The organism is Vallitalea guaymasensis (genome assembly GCF_018141425.1).
GTDB classification, from domain to species: domain Bacteria; phylum Bacillota; class Clostridia; order Lachnospirales; family Vallitaleaceae; genus Vallitalea; species Vallitalea guaymasensis.
Map to the genome: position 1 here is coordinate 3,577,700 of NZ_CP058561.1, position 19,858 is coordinate 3,597,557.

Sequence of the window (19,858 nt, forward strand, 5' to 3'; positions counted from 1 at the left end):
AATAAGGATTTATAGAGACCTAGATTATATCTAGGTTTTTTTGTTAATAAATATTAATGAAGGATAATTTTTTACAACAATAAAATAAAAAAGTGAGACTAGTTTTGTACTAGCTAAATTCTTGTAAAAGTGCTATAATACCTATCAAAAGATATTGTTAAATAATTGGAGGTTAATATGGCAACGAAAAAAAAGAATAAAAATAAGAATAATAATAACAATAATACTAAAAATGACAAAAATATAAATAACAACACCAAGAAAAATAATAATGATAAAACTAATATAAAAAATAATAAAGACATCAAAAAGAATACTGAGATAGAATTAAGTATAAAAATAGGGGACAAAGATATGTTCTACTTTATGCTGGGACATGTTTATTCAAAATTAAGCAGTAAAATAACCTTATTATTTAGCGTAGTATGTCTTATACTATTTCCTATATCCTTTTTATGGAAAGATACTTTTATGACTCTTGTGTTATTGTTCGGAGCATTGACTTATCTTGTTATTTCTCCATTAATGTTATATCTACAATCAAAAAAACAAGTTGCAACTAACCCTGTATTCAAAGAACCTATTCTATACAAAATCAACGATGAAGGATTTTATGTATCACAAGCTGGTGAGTGGATAGAATTTCTTTGGGAGAATTTATACAAAGTGGTTCAAAGAAAGTATAATATACTATTTTACATAAGTAAGGATCAAGCGTTCATTATTCCAGTCAGACTAATAGAAGATGGAAAAAATATAGTTAAAATAAAACAAATGGTATCCAATAAAATGGATACATCCAGATATAAATTTACACAAGAAAAGAATGAAGGGAAGATTTGATTGATATATAAATCATTTTCAGCAGAGGAAACTAAAAAAATCGGTAAGGAACTTGGACAGGATGCAAAAAAAGGTCAGATATATTGTCTTATGGGTGATTTGGGAGTAGGAAAAACAGTGTTTACTAAAGGGTTTGCAGAAGGACTTGGAATTGACGAACATATTACTAGTCCAACATTTACTATAGTGAACGAATATCATACTGACAAATTGAATTTTAATCATTTTGATGTCTATAGAATAGATGATCCTGATGAAATGTATGAAATAGGTTATGAAGAATATTTTTATAATGATGGAGTATGCTTGATAGAATGGGCAAATTTAATAGAAGAAATAATACCAGAAGAAGCAATATGGATTAATATAGAGAAAGATTTGGACAAAGGTTTGGATTACAGACAAATAACCATTGCTGGAGGAATAAACAGATGAAAGTTTTAGCCATAGAAAGTTCTGCTGTAGCTGCATCTATTGCTGTTGCAGAAGATGACAAGTTACTATGCGAATATACAACGAATTATAAGAAAACACATTCACAGACTTTAATGCCAATGATAGAAGAAGTAACCAATATGATTAATCTCGATCTTAGTGAATTAGATATAATAGCAGTTTCAAAAGGACCAGGCTCCTTTACAGGATTAAGAATTGGTGTTGCGACGGCTAAGGGGCTGGCTCATACCTTGGAAATTCCTATAGTTGGAGTACCAACTCTGGACGCTTTGGCTTACAATATTGCATGTACAGATAAAATAATATGTCCATTAATGGATGCCAGAAGAAGTCAGGTATATACTGGATTATATTCATATGATGATAATATTTTTAATACTGTTTTACCTAGTACAGTTGTTCCGGTAGAAGATATATTTGAAGAGATTAAAAAATTGAATAGAGAAGTTGTTTTCTTGGGAGATGGTGTAGTTCCTAATATTGATAGAATAAAAAATAATTTCACTGATAACGAATATGTATTAGCCCCTTTAAATAATAATATACAAAGAGCATCCTCAGTAGCTGCTTTGGGCATATTAAATGCATTAAAGGGAGAGACGGAAAGTTATATGAACTTCAAACCTATCTATCTAAGAAAGTCCCAGGCAGAAAGGGAATTTGAAAGGAAACATAATACATGTATCTAGCACGTAGAATGAAGCTTAAGGATATAGAGGAAGTACATTCTATAGAAGAAAGTACTTTTCCTGATCCTTGGTCACAAGATGCATTTACTAAGGAATTAATGAGTAATACACATTCAATATATATGGTAATAGAAGAAGACGGTACTATAATAGCATATGCAGGATTATGGAATATTGTAGGAGAAGGTCATATTACCAATATAGCAGTTAAAAAAGAAAGAAGAGGAGCTGGATTTGGTAGAAAAATAACAGAGGCTCTTATATATGAAGGAAAAAAGCAAGGCATCACATCTTTTACTCTTGAAGTTAGAGTAAGCAACCATAATGCAATTAAACTATACGAAAAGCTGGGATTTGAAATAGCTGGAGTAAGAAAGAATTTTTATGATAAACCAAAAGAAGATGCATATATAATGTGGAAAAATATGTGAATAGTCCAAGATTAAGTTGGGCTATTCACATATTTTTACTTTTTACCAATAAATACAATCATTTTAGTAAAATATTCTTTTAGAAAAGGTATTTTTGATACAGGTGCTAATAGTTTTTTCAAAGGAATTGATTCATAGTACATTTTGTTGAAATCAGATTGCTTAATAACCTTTTCAAATCTTTTGATGGTCATTTTATTTATATACGAAAAATATTCATTTCCATTTTCATCAGTACTAATTCTTAAATCAATTCGGTTTTTACCATCAGGTAGTGATTCTACAGAACTTTTATAATTTTGTATTAGTGATTTTTCAGAGAAAAACAAGTGAACCCATGGGATACCTATTGTGTCTGATAAATGAGCTCCAAAGGGGTGATTGTATGGAGGAAAATTGATATATATAATACCATCTTTTTTTAATATTCTATAACATTCGTTTAGCACCTTTTTAGGATCTTTTAAATGTTCCATAGCATCATTTAAAATTATTGTATCAAAATAATTATTATCAAAGGGCATATTAGTAGCACTACCTAAAACGAATTCAAATTTATCTTGTAAATCTAATTTTTCAGCTAATGAATCAGCTTGTTCTTTATAACTTGATATTTGATCTATACCATAAACTATACTAGCTCCTTGTTTGCTGTAATAAAGTGATTTACCAGCAGCTCCACATCCTACATCAAGTACTTTTTTATTAGTAAACATTTCTTTTGAATCAACATAAGGCGAATAATACTTAATAGATTCAAAACCTTTTTCAAATTGCCATTGAGCATAAGTTTTTTCGCCTTGGTTTTGTAGATTGAAAGGATGTACAGGTAAAGGAAATAAGTTATTTAGTTTTTTAAATGTATATTGACTTAAGTTCATATGAACCTCCTATTAATAATTTCTAGAGCTTATAAGGTATAAATAATTATTATACAGTTTTGTTTCAGAATTATAGAAATAATATTTCTGGATTGTAAATACATATATCATTGAAATATAACTTTTATTTTGTTACCTGCTTTTAAAAAAGGTGGGAAAGTTATATTTATTATTAACAAGACACCTTATAAATGTATAAGATAAAGTATATGAAACTTTAAAGGGCAAAGGGTATAGGGAGGAGCTGCTTAATGAAAGAATGTTATGAACTTTCCCATGAAGATTTAGATTTGAAGTCAGTTGTTCTAGAGCAATCTGATAATGACGAAGATGAAGAAGATATATTTGTTGGGAATGGCAGAGTAAGCGAGATACTAGATTTTGGTCTTAAGCTAAATGGATCTGGATATAATATATACTTATCAGCTGAAGAAGGATTAAACACCGTAGAATTTCTAAAAAAATTTCTGAAAGAAAAAAGTAAGAAGAACAATCCTCCTGATGATTGGTGTTATGTTTATAATTTTAAAAATGAGGATAAACCAAGAGCGTTACGGCTTAAATGTGGAAAAGGTAAAAAATTTAAAAAAACTATTGAAAACTGTGTAAAAGATGTAATATTACAATCAAATATAAAACTGAACAGTGCCGAATTCAAGAAAGTTGAGACTTGTTTAAAGGATGAATTTTTATCCAAAGGTGAAACAAAACTAGAAGAATTAAAAGACGATGCCAGAAAATTTGGGTTTTCGACTAATATAACAGATAAAGGCATATTTTTTATTCCTATCGTAGATGGGAAAAAAATAAGTGAAGAAAAATATGATGACCTAACAGTGGAAGAACAAGAAATAATATTAGAGAATCTCAACATCATGGAAAATAAATCAGAAGATATAATGAAACAAGTAAAAAGGCTGAAAAAGATATCAGAAGCTAAAGTTAATAAACTTCAAAACAAAATCTTAAAAATTATAATTGATGATATATTCAAGAAAACAGAGACTGAATTTGAATGTAATAAAAAAGTAATAGGCTATATAAAGGAATTAAAGGATCATTTATTCAAGAATATAAGGAACATATTATCTGAGACAGATAGCCATGAGACTTTGAACTCTTTACTGAATGATGATGAAGATGATAATCTAGAAAAATATAGAGTTAATCTCTTTATTGATAATTCCAACGTAAAGACATCACCAATTATATATTGTGATAATCCATCTTACTATGAAATGTTTGGTAAAATTGAATATGAAAACGAATTGGGAGTTTATACAACTAACTATACCATGATCAAAAAAGGTATACTTCATAATGCTAATAGTGGATACTTGATCATTAATGCAGAAAATATACTTAACACTGCATTGACCTGGGGAACACTTAAAAAGGTTTTGATAAATAAAAAATTAATCTTTGAGAACATTCGAGAACAATTAGGTACACTTCCAATAAAAACCATTAAACCAGAACCAATCCCTATGGACTTAAAGGTTATATTAATTGGAAATGAACATATATATAGATTGTTGTATGCATATGATAGTGAATTCAAAGAATTATTCAAATTACATGTTCAACTTAATACTGAAGTGGAAAAAAATAAAAAGATAATAAGAAAATATTATCATTATTTTGATGATGTCTGTAATAAAAAGAAATTCAAGATGCTTACAAAAGACGGAAAGAATGAACTCTTGAAATATGCTTCATATGTAGCAGAAGATAGAAATAAGCTTACTACAAAATTCTCTGTTTTAATGGATTTAATAGAAGAAGCTGATTTGTGTGCTGCTCATTCACAGATGAATGTAATTAATTCTAGCATAATAAAGAAAGCTGTAAAAAAGAAAAATAATAGATCTGCCTTATTAAAAGAAAATATAAAAGACTTGTATGACAAGGATAAAATAATAATTGACTATAGTAAAAAGAAAGTCGGACAGATAAATGGTGTTGCATTAAGCGATTATAGTGAAAATACCATTGCAAGGATAATAAGGATTACTGCTGTAACATATATGGGTAAATTGGGAGTAATTAATATTGAAAAAGAAAATCAGCTTAGTGGAAATGTTTTTGACAAAAGTATTGGTATTTTATCAGGTTATATTGGAAACAAATATTCACAAGAATACCCGTTAATGTTAAATTGTCAGCTTTGTTTTGAGCAGGTATATAATATTATTGATGGTGATAGTGCTTCATGTGCGGAATTATATGCTATTCTATCTAGTTTGTCAGAAATACCTTTTGACCAAAGTATAGTCGTAACAGGCTCTGTGGATCAATTTGGTAATGTTCAGCCTGTAGGAGGCGTTACACATAAAATTAGAGGATGCTACGAGTTATATAAAACAAAGGGTCTGACTGGAAATCAAGGTATCATCGTACCAAAACAGAATGTTGATGAAATAATATTGGATGATGATATATTGGATGATATCAAAGAAGGTAAATTCCATATATATGCCATAGATAACATAGAACAAGGTATAGAAATATTTACTGATGTAAGTATGAACGAGATAGATAAAGCTATAGAAAATAAGTTGAAGTCCTATTATGAAAAACTTGAATTAAAAAAAACTTGAATTTGTTGAGTTATAAAATTAAAGGCATATTGTAATAATAAAAGAATAAACCATTATAGTATTATAAAGGATAGATAAGACTATCCTTTTATAATGCATTTATTTTTTTTGGACATTAGGACTTGCTATTATTCAAAAATATGATAAAATGCATATGTAAAGAGTAAAGTCTTCCAACAACGAATAATTATTAGTTCTATGAACAAATTAAATATATATTACTAGCAACTCTTGAAAGTGACATCAAAATAAAAATTAATTTATGTAATTTAATAATTAAAGGTAACTATTAATGCTAGTTGCTTATAATTAATAAGCAATCTAAGTATTACTATTATAAGGAGGAAGAATACGAGATGAGAAACATTGAGACAACAACGATTAATACTATTAGAATTCTATCTGCTGAGGGTATTCAAAAAGCAAAATCAGGACACCCAGGATTACCTATGGGAGCAGCCCCTATGGCTTATGAATTATGGGCTAATCATATGAAACATAACCCAAGTGATCCAAATTGGATAAATAGGGATAGATTTATTTTATCAGCTGGACATGGTTCCATGTTATTATACTCATTATTACATTTATTTGGATATGGACTTACAATCGAAGATCTACAAGAATTTAGACAATGGGGTAGTAAAACACCTGGACACCCTGAATTTGGACATACAGTAGGAGTAGATACAACTACTGGACCATTAGGAGCAGGATTTGCGACAGGTATCGGTATGGCTATGGCTGAAGCTAACTTAGCAGCTAAATTCAATAAGGATGAATATAAAATAGTAGATCATTACACATATGCTATAGCAGGTGACGGTTGTATGATGGAAGGTATTACATCAGAAGCAGCATCTCTTGCAGGAACTTTAAAACTAGGTAAATTCATTGCATTTTATGATTCTAACAAAATAACTATTGAAGGTAGTACAGATATTGCCTTTACTGAAGATGTTGGAAAAAGATACGAAGCATATGGATGGCAAGTACTACAAGTTGAAGATGGAAACGACTTAGAAGCTATAGGAAAAGCTATTCAAGACGCAAAAGCTGATTTGGAGCACCCATCACTTATTATAGTAAAAACACAAATTGGATATGGATGTCCTGCAAAACAAGGTAAATCATCAGCTCATGGAGAACCATTAGGTGACGATAACATTATTGAAACTAAGAAAAACTTAGAACTTCCATTAGATAAGGAATTCCATGTACCAGAAGAAGTATATGACCATATGAAAGCTTTACAGGAAAAAGGTAACAAAGAGCAAGCTAAGTGGAATGAATTATTTAAAGAATATGCAGCTAAGTATGCTGATTTAGCAAAAGAATGGGAAATATGGACAAGTGAAGAACTTCCAGTTGATTTACTAAATAATGAAGAATTCTGGACATTCGATAATAAACCATCAGCTACAAGAGCTATTTCAGGACAAATAATAAATAAACTTACAAAATATATTCCTAATTTATTTGGTGGAGCTGCTGACCTTGCACCTTCTACTAAAACATATATGAATGATAAAGGAGATTTTTCAGCTGAAGATTATTCAGGAATGAATCTACACTTTGGAGTACGTGAACTAGCTATGTCAGCAATGGCTAATGGTATTGCACTACATGGAGCACATAAACCATTTGTAGCTACTTTCTTCGTATTCAGTGATTACATCAAACCTAGTGTAAGATTATCAGCACTGATGAAGCTTCCTGTAACATATGTATTAACTCATGATAGTATTGGAGTAGGAGAAGATGGACCTACTCACCAACCTATAGAACAATTAGCTGCTCTTAGAAGTATGCCTAATGTAGTTACATTCAGACCTGCTGACCCTAGAGAAACTGCAGCTGCTTGGTATTATGCAATTACATCTAAGGAAACTCCTACAGCTATTGTACTAACAAGACAAAATGTTCCATACTATGAAGAATCCGAGAAAAAAGCTTTAAAAGGTGGATACGTTTTAGTAGATTCTGATAAAGAAACACCAGATATGATATTAATGGCTAGTGGTTCAGAAGTAGAATGTATATATGAAGCTGCTAAGAAGCTTAAACAAGATGGAATTGATGTAAGAGTAGTCAGTATGCCATCTATGGATGTTTTTGATACACAATCAGAAGAGTACAAAGAAAGTGTATTACCTAATAACGTAAGAAAAAGAGTTGCTATAGAAGCTGCTGCAACATTTGGATGGTACAAATATGTAGGACTTGATGGTGAAGTTATTGGTCTTGACCATTTTGGAGCTTCAGCGCCAGCAGCTAGAGTGTTTGAGGAATTTGGTATCACAACTGAAAATGTATATGAAGTTGCAAAAAAAGTGTACGCTAAATAATATATTTTTGTTCATACCCTAATCTAGATTCTTCTACATTGAAGAAATTACCTATATACAGATTAGAATTAGGACGTTATAATAATGATAAGTATAGTACGTAAATTTTTATAGAGAATTTCATAATCAATTTTTTATCCTATTGGCAAAGTTGCTTTTTTGCCCTAGTCATAATTATGGATTTCTCTTCATGCTTATCATTAAAGACACCTAGTGAGGGGATAAAAAATGGAAAAATTTGAAAAGAAAATAATAAAAAATAATGTCCTATCAGAAGTTTACTGTAACAAATGTGGTAAATTAATTTATAGTGAAGACTCAAAAGAAAAATCTGACTATATTAATATTACTAAAGAATGGGGATATTTTTCAAATAAAGATATGGAAACTCATAGCTTCGATATATGTGAAGAATGCTATGATAAATTAATCAAAACTTTTAAATTCCAACCAACTAGAACAAAAAGATAACGTACAAGTTAACTTGTTATAATAAAAAGAATGCAGTCGATGCATTCTTTTTTTGTAGTAGAAAGTTAATTTCACAGAAATATCCTCAACTACATTTAAGCTATATAGCAGCTTTTCTTGGCAATAATAATAAAGTGAGGAAATGCTAAATTAGGTATCTTATATTTTAATACATAAAAATAGGAGGCTAAATATTTTAATATGGTGATAACCTGCGTTTTATGATACAATAAGAAAAAATAAGGAAGAGGATGAAATATGTTAGATGTATGTTTGTTAGGGACAGGCGGAATGATGCCTTTACCAAATAGATGGCTAACTTCTCTTATGACAAGGTACAATGGTAGTAACTTGCTTATTGATTGCGGAGAAGGGACCCAAATAACTATACGACAGCAAGGATGGAGCTTCAAGTCCATCGATATTATATGTTTTACACATTATCATGGTGACCATATTGGAGGATTACCAGGATTATTATTGACCATAGGCAACTCTGATAGAAGAGAGCCAATCACTCTAATTGGACCTAAAGGTCTACAGAGAGTTGTTAAGGGGTTAAGAGTCATAGCTCCTGAATTACCATTTGAATTGAACTATATTGAGTTAAAAGAAGATTATTCTTGCTTCAATATAAAAGGTTATGAAATAGAGGCTTATAAACTTAATCATAATGTTATCTGTTATGGATATAATATTAACATTAACCGTCAAGGAAAATTCTTGGTAGAGAAAGCAAAACAATTAGAACTGCCCATAAAATATTGGAACTTGCTTCAAAAAGGAGAAACAGTAATATATGAAGGCAGAAGTTATGAACCTCAATCAGTACTTGGTCCACCAAGAAAGGGAATAAAATTAAGTTATTGCACTGATACTAGACCTGTGAAAAATATTGAAACATATGCAAAAGATGCAGACCTTTTCATTTGTGAAGGTATGTATGGAGATGAAGAAAAAGAAAATAAGGCAAATGAATATAAACACATGACATTTGAAGAAGCAGCAACTCTAGCTGCAAAAGCCCAGGTTAATGAGCTATGGCTAACACATTTTAGTCCATCATTAGTTAGACCAAAAGATTCGTTACATGTGGCTACAAAAATATTTGAAAACTCTAAAGTTGGTAAGGACAGATTAACTAAGACATTAAAGTTTGATGAATAGTATAATAGTATTGCGGATAGATTTCGATATATAATATATAAGGTCTATACTATATTCAAGAATTATCCCATAGGATAAACTAAGAACATTAATGGAGTGGTGAATATGAGAAAAATTATAGCGATTCTAATTCTAGCAAGTTTAGGAATACTGTTGTTTGTGACATTTTCAAATAAAACAAGTAAAGATAGATTTGATAAGAGTTTATTATCAAATTCAGATAGGATTCTAGAATATCTGAAAGAAGACTATGAAGGCACAATAAACAAAATACATGATTTACAAAAGACTCCAGAGCAAGTTCTAGAATTGAATAATATAGTTATGCAAAAATTATATAGTCATGAAATAACAGATGAAGAAATTGAAGTTTTGTTAAAAGTGCAAAGAGAACTATATGATGATGAATTACTAGAAAAAAATCCAATTGATGTTCACTTAGAAAAAGCAAAAGAAGAAATAGAAAAATTCAAAGAAAATAATACTAAAATAATAGGTTATGACATTCAGAAAAACAATGATGACAATAATAACAATATTACATTTATAAAAGTGGTTTATTATTTGAATAATGTTGGTCCAGAAGGCGAAATATTTGAAGAATATGTATTAGTAAAAGTAGATGAACTATGGAAAATTAAAGGGTGGCAGAAAACAGAAGAATTTATTGTAGTAGGTGATTAAATGAATGAAGACGTAATAATAATGGCTATAGAATCCTCATGTGATGAAACGTCAGTAGCTATTGTGAAAAATGGAAAACATGTTTTATCTAATATTATTTCCTCTCAAATAGATTTGCATAAAAAATTTGGAGGAGTTGTACCGGAGATAGCATCAAGAAAACATATTGAGAATATTGACCCTGTTATAAGTGAAGCATTAGAAGAAGCTGATATGACCATTAAAGATGTAACAGCCGTAGCAGTTACATATGGACCAGGATTGGTTGGAGCTTTACTAGTAGGGTTAGCAGAAGCGAAGGCAATAGCATTTGCAGCTAAAAAACCATTAATAGGTGTCCACCACATAGAAGGACATATAAGTGCTAATTATATAGAAGGAGATTTTAAACCACCTTTTGTTTGCATGGTAGTATCAGGAGGTCATACCCACTTGGTTCATGTTAGAGATTATGGTAAATATGAAATAATGGGTAAAACGAGAGATGACGCTGCTGGTGAAGCATTTGACAAAGTTGCAAGATCCATAGGGTTAGGATATCCAGGTGGACCAAAGATTGATAAAATCTCAAAAGAAGGAAATGAAGATGCAATAGAATTTCCTAGATCGTACTTAGAAAACGGATCTTATGATTTTAGTTTTAGTGGAGTAAAATCAGCAGTTCTCAACTATATAAATCAATGTAAGATGAAAGAGCAGGAAATAAATGTTCCTGATATTGCAGCAAGTTTTCAAAAATCTGTTGTAGAAGTAATAGTAAATAAAACAATAAAAGCTGCAAAAGAATTGAAACTTGACAAAATTGCTTTGGCTGGTGGTGTAGCGGCTAATAGCAAACTTAGAGAAGAAATGAAGAAAGCATGTGAAAAAGAAGGAATAACATTACACTATCCATCACTTGTATATTGTACTGATAATGCTGCTATGATAGGTGTAGCTGGTTATTATGAGTATATAAATGGCGTAAGACATAATATGGATTTAAATGCTATACCAAACTTAAAATTAAGCGATAGATTTTAATTTAAAAAGAGGGTTGCCTTATTGGACAGCCCTCTTAATTAATACCATAGAATAGCTTCTAATTCATTAACATACTATTTTGTATACTAAGCATTAGTTGGTGGTGTAAAAACACGCTGAGCCATTTCTGAGTCAATAGAATAGATTATTGATACATCTTTATTAGCTCTCTTTAATTTTTGTAAAATACCCTTAACAGTAGCTTCTTCTTCTACTTGCTCATCAATAAACCATTTCAAGAAGCTTATAGTGGCATGTTCTCTTTCTTCCATGGCAATATCCATTAATTTATAGATACGGCTTGTCACGAATTTTTCATGTTGTAGAGTTTCGGAATAAACATCTTCTATATCATCATAATCACTTGGGGGTGTTTCAAGACCTTTTAATTCAACTTTTTCATCCATTTCATTTACAAAATTAAAGAATTTCATTGCATGAAATCTTTCTTCTTCTGCTTGTACCATAAAAAAGTTGGCAAATCCATCTAGATCTATTGAATAACAATATGATGCCATTGCTAGATAAAGATGAGAAGAATATAACTCATAAGTAATCTGTTCATTTATTTCTTTTAATAATTTTTCACTTAGCATAATTTTACCTCCTACTGTTTTGTTATAGAAATTCACATGATTATTATATCAATAAATTAATGGTATTGGAAGATGAAACTCATATAGTTTAATAATTATTTCTTTAAATTTAGTATACAATAGTTTAAAATAAAATATACGATAATGTGTAATTAATTATCCATACTTAAATCATATTAATAATAAGTTAATGATTGGATTTTAATAATTGCTAATTAATATAAGAAGAAAATATATAAGGGTCAATAGTTGATGGAGGAATAATTTAAATGAATAATGTGCAATGTACAGTAATAATACCTGCTGCTGGAAAAGGTAAAAGAATGAAAAATGATAAATCAAAACAATATATAGAATTAGATGGTAAACCTATACTAGCCTATACTATAGATGCTTTTGAAAAATGTAATGAAATACAAAATATCATTTTAGTGGTAGGAAAAGATGAAGTCGATTATTGTAGAAAGGAAATTGTAGAAAAATATAATTATCAAAAGATAATAGCTATATTAGAGGGAGGAAAAGAAAGACAGGATTCAGTATACGAAGGTATAAAGAAAGTGCCAGAGGATAGTGATATAGTTTTGATACATGATGGTGCCAGACCTTTTATAGGTGCTGAGCAAATAAAACAAACAATTGATGACGGGATTAAATATGGTGCTTGTGTCTTAGGAGTCAAGGTTAAAGATACAATTAAAGTAGTTGATGATGATAATAATATTGTAGATACCCCTAACCGAAATAATCTATGGGCAATTCAAACACCTCAAACATTTAAAAAAGAGTTAATTGCATTGGCTTATCAAAAAGCTCAAAATGATAATTATTGTGCTACAGATGATTCAATGTTAGTTGAAAAATATCTAGATATTAAAATAAAGATTGTAGAAGGACTATATTCAAATATAAAAATAACTACTATTGAAGATTTGATTATCGCCAAAAATTTTATTGATCAATAATAATAGTAGCTTATTGTTACACAAAACCATGCTTAACAATAGATTTAAATAAACTAAAAATCATTATTTGACAAAAAAATTTCTAACAATAAGCAATAATTTCATAGAAAAATTGTATCTAATAAATAGGTTGTTACAAGTAGTTTGATATAAAAATCCTTAACACATGGAATGAAAATAAACTAAGGATAATGATGAAATAGCCTATATATCAGTGTTAAGGGACCAATTTACAATATATGGATTTGTCTGAAAATAAAAATAATGAATTTATCTATTGACACTTAAAATAATATATGATATCATACCGCTTGTCGTTAAATACTGACGAAAAAACAAGCAAAAAAACAACTCGAAAAAAGTTGTAAAAAAGGCTTGACACATCGGCTAAGATGTGATAAATTATTAAAGCACTCGATAATGAGTTGCGAAATACGGAGAGGTGTCCGAGTGGCTTAAGGAGCTGGTCTTGAAAACCAGTGACTCCGAAAGGGGCCGTGGGTTCAAATCCCACCTTCTCCGCTCCAATAATTATAAACCACATACTGGTGGTTTTAATTATTGCTAAAATGCAAATAATCGCGAAGTGTTTAAGAAACAGCTTGGAGAAGTACCCAAGCGGCTGAAGGGGCTCCCCTGGAAAGGGAGTAGGTCGTTAACGCGGCGCGAGGGTTCAAATCCCTCCTTCTCCGTTTGATAATTAATTAAAAAAGTTGTTGACAAACATCAAAAAATATGATAAAATATTTTTCGCTAACGCATTAAAAGATAATAAAGAGAACCTTGAAAACTGAACAGTGAAACAACCAAAAACTTAGTAATAAGTTTTACCCAAGAAAATTCCTTAGTAAATTAATGGATAAGACGATAGTCTATAAAATATAAGCCAGAGCAATCTGGTCAAGATGAAACTTTAACATGAGAGTTTGATCCTGGCTCAGGATGAACGCTGGCGGCGTGCTTAACACATGCAAGTCGAGCGAGAAGCTATCTATTGAACCTTCGGGTGATTTAGGTAGTGGAAAGCGGCGGACGGGTGAGTAACGCGTGGGTAACCTGCCCTATGCAGGGGGATAACACATTGAAAAGTGTGCTAATACCGCATAAGACCACAGAGTCGCATGACTCAGTGGTAAAAACTCCGGTAGCATAGGATGGACCCGCGTCTGATTAGCTAGTAGGTAAGGTAACGGCTTACCTAGGCGACGATCAGTAGCCGACCTGAGAGGGTGATCGGCCACATTGGGACTGAGACACGGCCCAAACTCCTACGGGAGGCAGCAGTGGGGAATATTGCACAATGGGGGAAACCCTGATGCAGCGACGCCGCGTGAAGGAAGAAGGTTTTCGGATCGTAAACTTCTATCAGCAGGGAAGATAGTGACAGTACCTGACTAAGAAGCCCCGGCTAACTACGTGCCAGCAGCCGCGGTAATACGTAGGGGGCAAGCGTTATCCGGATTTACTGGGTGTAAAGGGTGCGTAGGCGGCGAAGTAAGTCAGATGTGAAAGCCCGAGGCTCAACCTCGGGACTGCATTTGAAACTGCTTTGCTAGAGTGCAGGAGAGGAAAGCGGAATTCCTAGTGTAGCGGTGAAATGCGTAGATATTAGGAGGAACACCAGTGGCGAAGGCGGCTTTCTGGACTGTAACTGACGCTGAGGCACGAAAGCGTGGGGAGCGAACAGGATTAGATACCCTGGTAGTCCACGCCGTAAACGATGAATGCTAGGTGTCGGGGGTCGAACCTCGGTGCCGCAGCAAACGCATTAAGCATTCCACCTGGGGAGTACGATCGCAAGATTGAAACTCAAAGGAATTGACGGGGGCCCGCACAAGCGGTGGAGCATGTGGTTTAATTCGAAGCAACGCGAAGAACCTTACCAAATCTTGACATCCTTCTGACCGTTCCTTAATCGGAACTTTCCTTCGGGACAGAAGAGACAGGTGGTGCATGGTTGTCGTCAGCTCGTGTCGTGAGATGTTGGGTTAAGTCCCGCAACGAGCGCAACCCTTATCTTTAGTAGCCAGCAAGTTAAGTTGGGGACTCTAGAGAGACTGCCGGGGACAACTCGGAGGAAGGTGGGGATGACGTCAAATCATCATGCCCCTTATGATTTGGGCTACACACGTGCTACAATGGCGGTGACAAAGGGAAGCAAAATGGTGACATGGAGCAAATCCCAAAAAAGCCGTCCCAGTTCGGATTGTAGTCTGCAACTCGACTACATGAAGTTGGAATCGCTAGTAATCGCGAATCAGAATGTCGCGGTGAATACGTTCCCGGGCCTTGTACACACCGCCCGTCACACCATGGGAGTTGGAAGCGCCCGAAGCCAGTGACTCAACTGCAAAGAGAGAGCTGTCGAAGGTGAAGCCGATGACTAGGGTGAAGTCGTAACAAGGTAGCCGTATCGGAAGGTGCGGCTGGATCACCTCCTTTCTAAGGAAAATAAGAGAAGCCGAGGCTAATCTTATAAAAGCACTAAGGACTTATGGAATAAAACTAATTAATTAAGTGGAGATTAATTTTTTAACTAAGTTCATCTAAAATTTGATATTCTCTAAGAATCACAGAGAAAATCAAATCAAGATTTACTAAAGTTAAAATATTAATTGATTGTTTCACTGTTGAGTATTCAAGGAACAACAAAAGAATACAGAAAATTTCTGGTGGCGATGCGTTTTTGGGAAACACCCGTTCTCATACCGAACACGATGGTTAAGCCATTAACGGCCGATGGTACTTGGTTGGAGACGACCTGGGAGAGTAGGTGGCTGCCAGATTACAAATACTTACACGCCTAGCGTGTTATGGGCTCATAGCTCAGCTGGTTAGAGCGCACGCCTGATAAGCGTGAGGTCGGTGGTTCGAGTCCACTTGAGCCCACCAAAATAAAATTAAATAATAAAACATAAATGACCCTGGGGGTATAGCTCAGTTGGGAGAGCACCTGCCTTGCAAGCAGGGGGTCAGGAGTTCGAATCTCCTTATCTCCACTGTCTCTTGAAAAAAGAGACTTGACAAACAACGCAAGCTGTGATAACATAGCTAAGCTGTTTGAAACAAAAGTATTATATTGAACATTGAAAACTACACATTGTAAGTTATTAATCTGATCTGTTATTGATGATAAGTCATCGATAAGAAGAGAAGAAGAAATAACTAGACATCAAATAATCAATATCCTTGAAATAAATAGTAACCATATGTCGCATATGGAAAACTGTGAAAAACAAGAAAAACCAAAGCAACAACAAGCTACGAGAATCAAAAGATTCTATAAAATAACTTGTAAATCTTAGCTCTTAGATGACTAAAACATAGGTCAAGCTAATAAGAGCATAGGGTGGATGCCTTGGCACTAGGAGCCGATGAAGGACGTGATAAGCTGCGAAAAGCTTCGGGGAGGCGCAAATAGCCATCGAGCCGGAGATATCCGAATGGGGAAACCTGGCTAGGAAATACCTAGTTACTGCATAGTGAATACATAGCTATGCAGGGGGAACTCGGGGAACTGAAACATCTAAGTACCCGAAGGAGTAGAAAGAAACATCGATTCTCTGAGTAGCGGCGAGCGAAAGGGGAAGAGCCCAAACCTAATAACCTAGTTATTAGGGGTTGTGGACTGCATAAGGTATCTTGCGAATTAACCGAATGGTTTTGGGAAAGCCAACCAAAGACGGTGAAAGTCCGGTAGGTGAAAATTCAAAAGAGCTGGCAGGATCCAGAGTAGCACGGGACACGAGAAACCCTGTGTGAAGCTGGGGGGACCACCCCCCAAGGCTAAATACTACCTAGTGACCGATAGCGAATAGTACTGTGAAGGAACGGTGAAAAGAACCCCGGGAGGGGAGTGAAAGAGAACCTGAAACCCTATGTTTACAAGCAGTCGAAGATCTATATATGATCGACGGCGTACTTTTTGTAGAACGGTCCGGCGAGTTACGTATACTGGCAAGGTTAAGGACTAAAGGTCTGGAGCCGAAGGGAAGCCAAGTCTTAACAGGGCGTTAAGTCAGTGTATGTAGACCCGAAACCGGGTGACCTACCCATGGCCAGGATGAAGTTACCGTAAAAGGTAATGGAGGTCCGAACCCACACGTGTTGAAAAACGTGGGGATGAGCTGTGGGTAGCGGAGAAATTCCAATCGAACCCGGAGATAGCTGGTTCTCCTCGAAATAGCTTTAGGGCTAGCCTTGATGGAGTCTAATGGAGGTAGAGCACTGAATTGTCTAGGGGGCTGCGAAGCTTACCAAAACATATCAAACTCCGAATGCCATATAGATGCTCATCAGGAGTCAGACTGCGCGAGATAAGTTGGGTAGTCAAAAGGGAAAGAGCCCAGACCACCAGCTAAGGTCCCAAAGTACATGTTAAGTGGGAAAGGATGTGAGATTTCGAAGACAACTAGGATGTTGGCTTAGAAGCAGCCATACATTCAAAGAGTGCGTAATAGCTCACTAGTCGAGAGATCTTGCGCCGAAAATGTCCGGGGCTAAAACATGACACCGAAGCTGTGGATTGATAGTAATATCAGTGGTAGAGGAGCATTCTTAAAAGGGAAGAAGCTGTACCGTAAGGAGCAGTGGACTATTAAGAAGAGAGAATGCCGGAATGAGTAGCGAGAGAGAAGTGAGAATCTTCTCGGCCGAATATCTAAGGTTTCCAGAGTAAAGCTGATCTTCTCTGGGTAAGTCGGGACCTAAGGCGAGGGCGAAAGCCGTAGTCGATGGACAACAGGTTGAAATTCCTGTACCGCATGCAAACAGAACTGTGGGGACACAGGAGGATAAGAGAATCGGGGAATGGAAAAACCCGTTTAAGTACAAAGGATAGGATGGAAGGAAAATCCGCCGTCCGTTTCTGAAGTACGAACAGGACCGAAATAAAAGTAGGGAAGTCTCTGAATCCATACTGTCAAGAAAAGCCGCTATTGTTTTGTATGTGCCCGTACCGTAAACCGACACAGGTAGATGAGGAGAGAATCCTAAGGCCGACGGGAGAAGCGTTGTTAAGGAACTCGGCAAAATGACTCCGTAACTTAGGGATAAGGAGTGCCTCTTTATAGAGGCCGCAGAGAATAGGCCCAAGCGACTGTTTAGCAAAAACACAGGTCTCTGCAAAACCGAAAGGTGAAGTATAGGGGCTGACGCCTGCCCGGTGCTGGAAGGTTAAGAGGAGGGGTTAGCGCAAGCGAAGCTCTGAATTTAAGCCCCAGTAAACGGCGGCCGTAACTATAACGGTCCTAAGGTAGCGAAATTCCTTGTCGGGTAAGTTCCGACCCGCACGAAAGGCGTAACGATTTGGGCACTGTCTCGACAACGCGCCCGGTGAAATTGTAGTACCAGTGAAGATGCTGGTTACCCGCGACAGGACGGAAAGACCCCGTGGAGCTTTACTCCAGCTTGATACTGGGATTCGGTATTACATGTACAGGATAGGAGGGAGACTTTGAAGCAAGGACGCCAGTCTTTGTGGAGTCGATGTTGGGATACCTCCCTTGTAGTACTGGATTTCTAACCTGGCACCATAAACTGGTGTAGGGACAATGTCAGGTGGGGAGTTTGACTGGGGCGGTCGCCTCCGAAAAGGTATCGGAGGCGCTCAAAGGTCATCTCAGAATGGTTGGAAACCATTCGAAGAGTGCAAAGGCAGAAGATGGCTTGACTGTGACACCGACGGGTGGAGCAGGTACGAAAGTAGGACTTAGTGATCCGGTGGTATGAAAGTGGGATTGCCATCGCTCAACGGATAAAAGCTACCCCGGGGATAACAGGCTTATCACTCCCAAGAGTTCACATCGACGGAGTGGTTTGGCACCTCGATGTCGGCTCATCGCATCCTGGGGCTGAAGTAGGTCCCAAGGGTTGGGCTGTTCGCCCATTAAAGCGGTACGCGAGCTGGGTTCAGAACGTCGTGAGACAGTTCGGTCCCTATCCGTCGTGGGCGCAGGATATTTGAGAGGAGCTGTCCTTAGTACGAGAGGACCGGGATGGACGAACCGCTGGTGTATCTGTTGTATTACCAAGTGCATAGCAGAGTAGCCAAGTTTGGAAGGGATAAACGCTGAAGGCATCTAAGCGTGAAGCCCCCCTCAAGATAAGATATCCCATACCGAAAGGTAGTAAGACCCCTTGAAGACTACAAGGTTGATAGGTCGGAGGTGTAAGCATGGTAACATGTTCAGCTGACCGATACTAATAGGTCGAGGGCTTGACCTAAGTACATCAAAGAGATTTGAGTGTATGATAGTTAAGCTAAGAGTTAAGATATATAAGTTATGTAGCTTTGCAAAGGTTGATAAAGATGATTTGTTGATGACAATGTGTTGTTTTGAATGTTTATATAAAAGTATTCCTCGATAGCTCAATGGTAGAGCATTCGGCTGTTAACCGAAGGGTTGTAGGTTCGAGTCCCACTCGGGGAGTTTATAATAAGGCTCGTTGGTCAAGCGGTTAAGACACCGCCCTTTCACGGCGGTAACAGGGGTTCGATTCCCCTACGAGTCATCATATAGTATAATTAATGCATATTATCTATATAATATGCCGACGTGGCTCAATTGGCAGAGCAGCTGACTTGTAATCAGCAGGTTATCGGTTCAAGTCCGATCGTCGGCTTGTATGGACCTTTAGCTCAGTTGGTCAGAGCAACCGGCTCATAACCGGTTGGTCCGGGGTTCGAGTCCCTGAAGGTCCAT

At 35.2% G+C, this 19,858-nt stretch carries 13 protein-coding genes, 8 tRNA genes and 3 rRNA genes; 22 read left to right on the plus strand and 2 right to left on the minus strand.

The window, feature by feature from the left end; all coding sequences use genetic code 11:
• The first annotated feature begins 177 nt into the window (after positions 1-177).
• From HYG85_RS15315 to rimI, 4 genes are read left to right on the plus strand one after another with little or no spacing between them, the layout of a single operon-like run.
• Complete coding sequence (locus HYG85_RS15315; protein ID WP_212690396.1) at positions 178-843, plus strand: YcxB family protein; 666 nt, start codon at positions 178-180, stop codon at positions 841-843.
• Positions 844-1,278 carry a tRNA (adenosine(37)-N6)-threonylcarbamoyltransferase complex ATPase subunit type 1 TsaE gene (tsaE, locus tag HYG85_RS15320; RefSeq protein ID WP_212690397.1) on the plus strand — a complete coding sequence of 145 codons (435 nt, stop codon included), beginning with the start codon at positions 844-846 and terminating at the stop codon, positions 1,276-1,278. It begins immediately after the preceding gene.
• A complete protein-coding gene (gene tsaB / locus HYG85_RS15325) occupies positions 1,275-1,988 on the plus strand; it encodes a tRNA (adenosine(37)-N6)-threonylcarbamoyltransferase complex dimerization subunit type 1 TsaB (RefSeq protein WP_212690398.1) in 714 nt (237 codons plus the stop codon). The genes tsaE and tsaB overlap by 4 nt, the downstream gene beginning before the upstream one ends.
• Positions 1,979-2,419 carry a ribosomal protein S18-alanine N-acetyltransferase gene (gene rimI / locus HYG85_RS15330; protein WP_113673710.1) on the plus strand — a complete coding sequence of 147 codons (441 nt, stop codon included), beginning with the start codon at positions 1,979-1,981 and terminating at the stop codon, positions 2,417-2,419. Before tsaB ends, rimI begins: the two co-directional genes overlap by 10 nt.
• Before the next feature lie 35 nt (positions 2,420-2,454).
• Here rimI and HYG85_RS15335 read toward each other — a convergent pair whose 3' ends face one another.
• Positions 2,455-3,300: a class I SAM-dependent methyltransferase gene (locus HYG85_RS15335; RefSeq protein ID WP_212690399.1), complete on the minus strand. Its 846-nt coding sequence runs from the start codon at positions 3,298-3,300 to the stop codon at positions 2,455-2,457.
• 251 nt (positions 3,301-3,551) lie between these two features.
• On the opposite strand from HYG85_RS15335, the gene HYG85_RS15340 reads away from it, so the two are divergent.
• From HYG85_RS15340 to tsaD, 6 genes are all read left to right on the plus strand, one after another.
• Positions 3,552-5,900, plus strand: a complete 2,349-nt coding sequence (locus HYG85_RS15340; RefSeq protein WP_212690400.1) for an ATP-binding protein — start codon at positions 3,552-3,554, stop codon at positions 5,898-5,900.
• Positions 5,901-6,256: 356 nt separating this feature from the next.
• Positions 6,257-8,248, plus strand: a complete 1,992-nt coding sequence (gene tkt / locus HYG85_RS15345) for a transketolase (protein ID WP_212690401.1) — start codon at positions 6,257-6,259, stop codon at positions 8,246-8,248.
• 228 nt (positions 8,249-8,476) lie between these two features.
• A complete protein-coding gene (locus HYG85_RS15350) occupies positions 8,477-8,719 on the plus strand; it encodes a hypothetical protein (RefSeq protein ID WP_113673713.1) in 243 nt (80 codons plus the stop codon).
• 258 nt (positions 8,720-8,977) lie between these two features.
• Positions 8,978-9,886, plus strand: coding sequence for a ribonuclease Z (locus HYG85_RS15355; protein ID WP_212690402.1), 909 nt, complete (start codon positions 8,978-8,980; stop codon positions 9,884-9,886).
• Between the two features lie 105 nt (positions 9,887-9,991).
• The gene (locus tag HYG85_RS15360; RefSeq protein ID WP_113673715.1) at positions 9,992-10,570 is read left to right on the plus strand and encodes a DUF6715 family protein; all 579 of its coding nucleotides are present in this window, start codon (positions 9,992-9,994) and stop codon (positions 10,568-10,570) included.
• Complete coding sequence (tsaD, locus tag HYG85_RS15365; RefSeq protein ID WP_212690403.1) at positions 10,571-11,593, plus strand: tRNA (adenosine(37)-N6)-threonylcarbamoyltransferase complex transferase subunit TsaD; 1,023 nt, start codon at positions 10,571-10,573, stop codon at positions 11,591-11,593.
• An 86-nt stretch (positions 11,594-11,679) separates the two neighbouring features.
• On the opposite strand, the gene HYG85_RS15370 is transcribed toward tsaD, so the two are convergent.
• Positions 11,680-12,189, minus strand: a complete 510-nt coding sequence (locus HYG85_RS15370) for a ferritin (protein ID WP_113673717.1) — start codon at positions 12,187-12,189, stop codon at positions 11,680-11,682.
• Positions 12,190-12,458: 269 nt separating this feature from the next.
• Between HYG85_RS15370 and ispD the strand changes: the two genes are divergently transcribed.
• The 12 genes from ispD to HYG85_RS15430 all read left to right on the plus strand — a co-directional run bounded on the left by ispD (position 12,459) and on the right by HYG85_RS15430 (position 19,857).
• Complete coding sequence (ispD, locus tag HYG85_RS15375; RefSeq protein ID WP_212690404.1) at positions 12,459-13,154, plus strand: 2-C-methyl-D-erythritol 4-phosphate cytidylyltransferase; 696 nt, start codon at positions 12,459-12,461, stop codon at positions 13,152-13,154.
• A gap of 436 nt (positions 13,155-13,590) precedes the next feature.
• Positions 13,591-13,676 (plus strand) — tRNA-Ser (locus tag HYG85_RS15380).
• Positions 13,677-13,758: 82 nt separating this feature from the next.
• Positions 13,759-13,846, plus strand: a tRNA-Ser gene (locus HYG85_RS15385).
• Between the two features lie 222 nt (positions 13,847-14,068).
• Positions 14,069-15,596, plus strand: a 16S ribosomal RNA gene (locus HYG85_RS15390).
• 226 nt (positions 15,597-15,822) lie between these two features.
• A 5S ribosomal RNA gene (gene rrf / locus HYG85_RS15395) occupies positions 15,823-15,940 on the plus strand.
• 29 nt (positions 15,941-15,969) lie between these two features.
• Positions 15,970-16,046: transfer RNA gene (locus tag HYG85_RS15400), tRNA-Ile, on the plus strand.
• A gap of 34 nt (positions 16,047-16,080) precedes the next feature.
• A tRNA-Ala gene (locus HYG85_RS15405) sits at positions 16,081-16,153 on the plus strand.
• 327 nt (positions 16,154-16,480) lie between these two features.
• Positions 16,481-19,379: ribosomal RNA gene (locus HYG85_RS15410) — 23S ribosomal RNA — on the plus strand.
• Together the 16S, 23S and 5S rRNA genes with 8 tRNA genes alongside form the textbook arrangement of a ribosomal RNA operon.
• Before the next feature lie 134 nt (positions 19,380-19,513).
• Positions 19,514-19,585 (plus strand) — tRNA-Asn (locus HYG85_RS15415).
• Positions 19,586-19,595: 10 nt separating this feature from the next.
• A tRNA-Glu gene (locus tag HYG85_RS15420) sits at positions 19,596-19,667 on the plus strand.
• 38 nt (positions 19,668-19,705) lie between these two features.
• A tRNA-Thr gene (locus tag HYG85_RS15425) sits at positions 19,706-19,778 on the plus strand.
• 5 nt (positions 19,779-19,783) lie between these two features.
• Positions 19,784-19,857 (plus strand) — tRNA-Ile (locus HYG85_RS15430).
• Position 19,858 lies beyond the last annotated feature (1 nt).

Excerpts from the sequence above, each read along its gene's own strand:
- HYG85_RS15350 (WP_113673713.1), top strand. The coding sequence starts at position 8,477 with ATGGAAAAATTTGAAAAGAAAATAATAAAAAATAATGTCCTATCAGAA.
- tsaB (WP_212690398.1), top strand. The coding sequence starts at position 1,275 with ATGAAAGTTTTAGCCATAGAAAGTTCTGCTGTAGCTGCATCTATTGCT.
- HYG85_RS15360 (WP_113673715.1), top strand. The coding sequence starts at position 9,992 with ATGAGAAAAATTATAGCGATTCTAATTCTAGCAAGTTTAGGAATACTG.
- HYG85_RS15355 (WP_212690402.1), top strand. The coding sequence starts at position 8,978 with ATGTTAGATGTATGTTTGTTAGGGACAGGCGGAATGATGCCTTTACCA.
- ispD (WP_212690404.1), top strand. The coding sequence starts at position 12,459 with ATGAATAATGTGCAATGTACAGTAATAATACCTGCTGCTGGAAAAGGT.
- HYG85_RS15335 (WP_212690399.1), bottom strand. The coding sequence starts at position 3,300 with ATGAACTTAAGTCAATATACATTTAAAAAACTAAATAACTTATTTCCT.
- rimI (WP_113673710.1), top strand. The coding sequence starts at position 1,979 with ATGTATCTAGCACGTAGAATGAAGCTTAAGGATATAGAGGAAGTACAT.
- tsaD (WP_212690403.1), top strand. The coding sequence starts at position 10,571 with ATGAATGAAGACGTAATAATAATGGCTATAGAATCCTCATGTGATGAA.
- HYG85_RS15370 (WP_113673717.1), bottom strand. The coding sequence starts at position 12,189 with ATGCTAAGTGAAAAATTATTAAAAGAAATAAATGAACAGATTACTTAT.
- HYG85_RS15340 (WP_212690400.1), top strand. The coding sequence starts at position 3,552 with ATGAAAGAATGTTATGAACTTTCCCATGAAGATTTAGATTTGAAGTCA.
- tkt (WP_212690401.1), top strand. The coding sequence starts at position 6,257 with ATGAGAAACATTGAGACAACAACGATTAATACTATTAGAATTCTATCT.
- HYG85_RS15315 (WP_212690396.1), top strand. The coding sequence starts at position 178 with ATGGCAACGAAAAAAAAGAATAAAAATAAGAATAATAATAACAATAAT.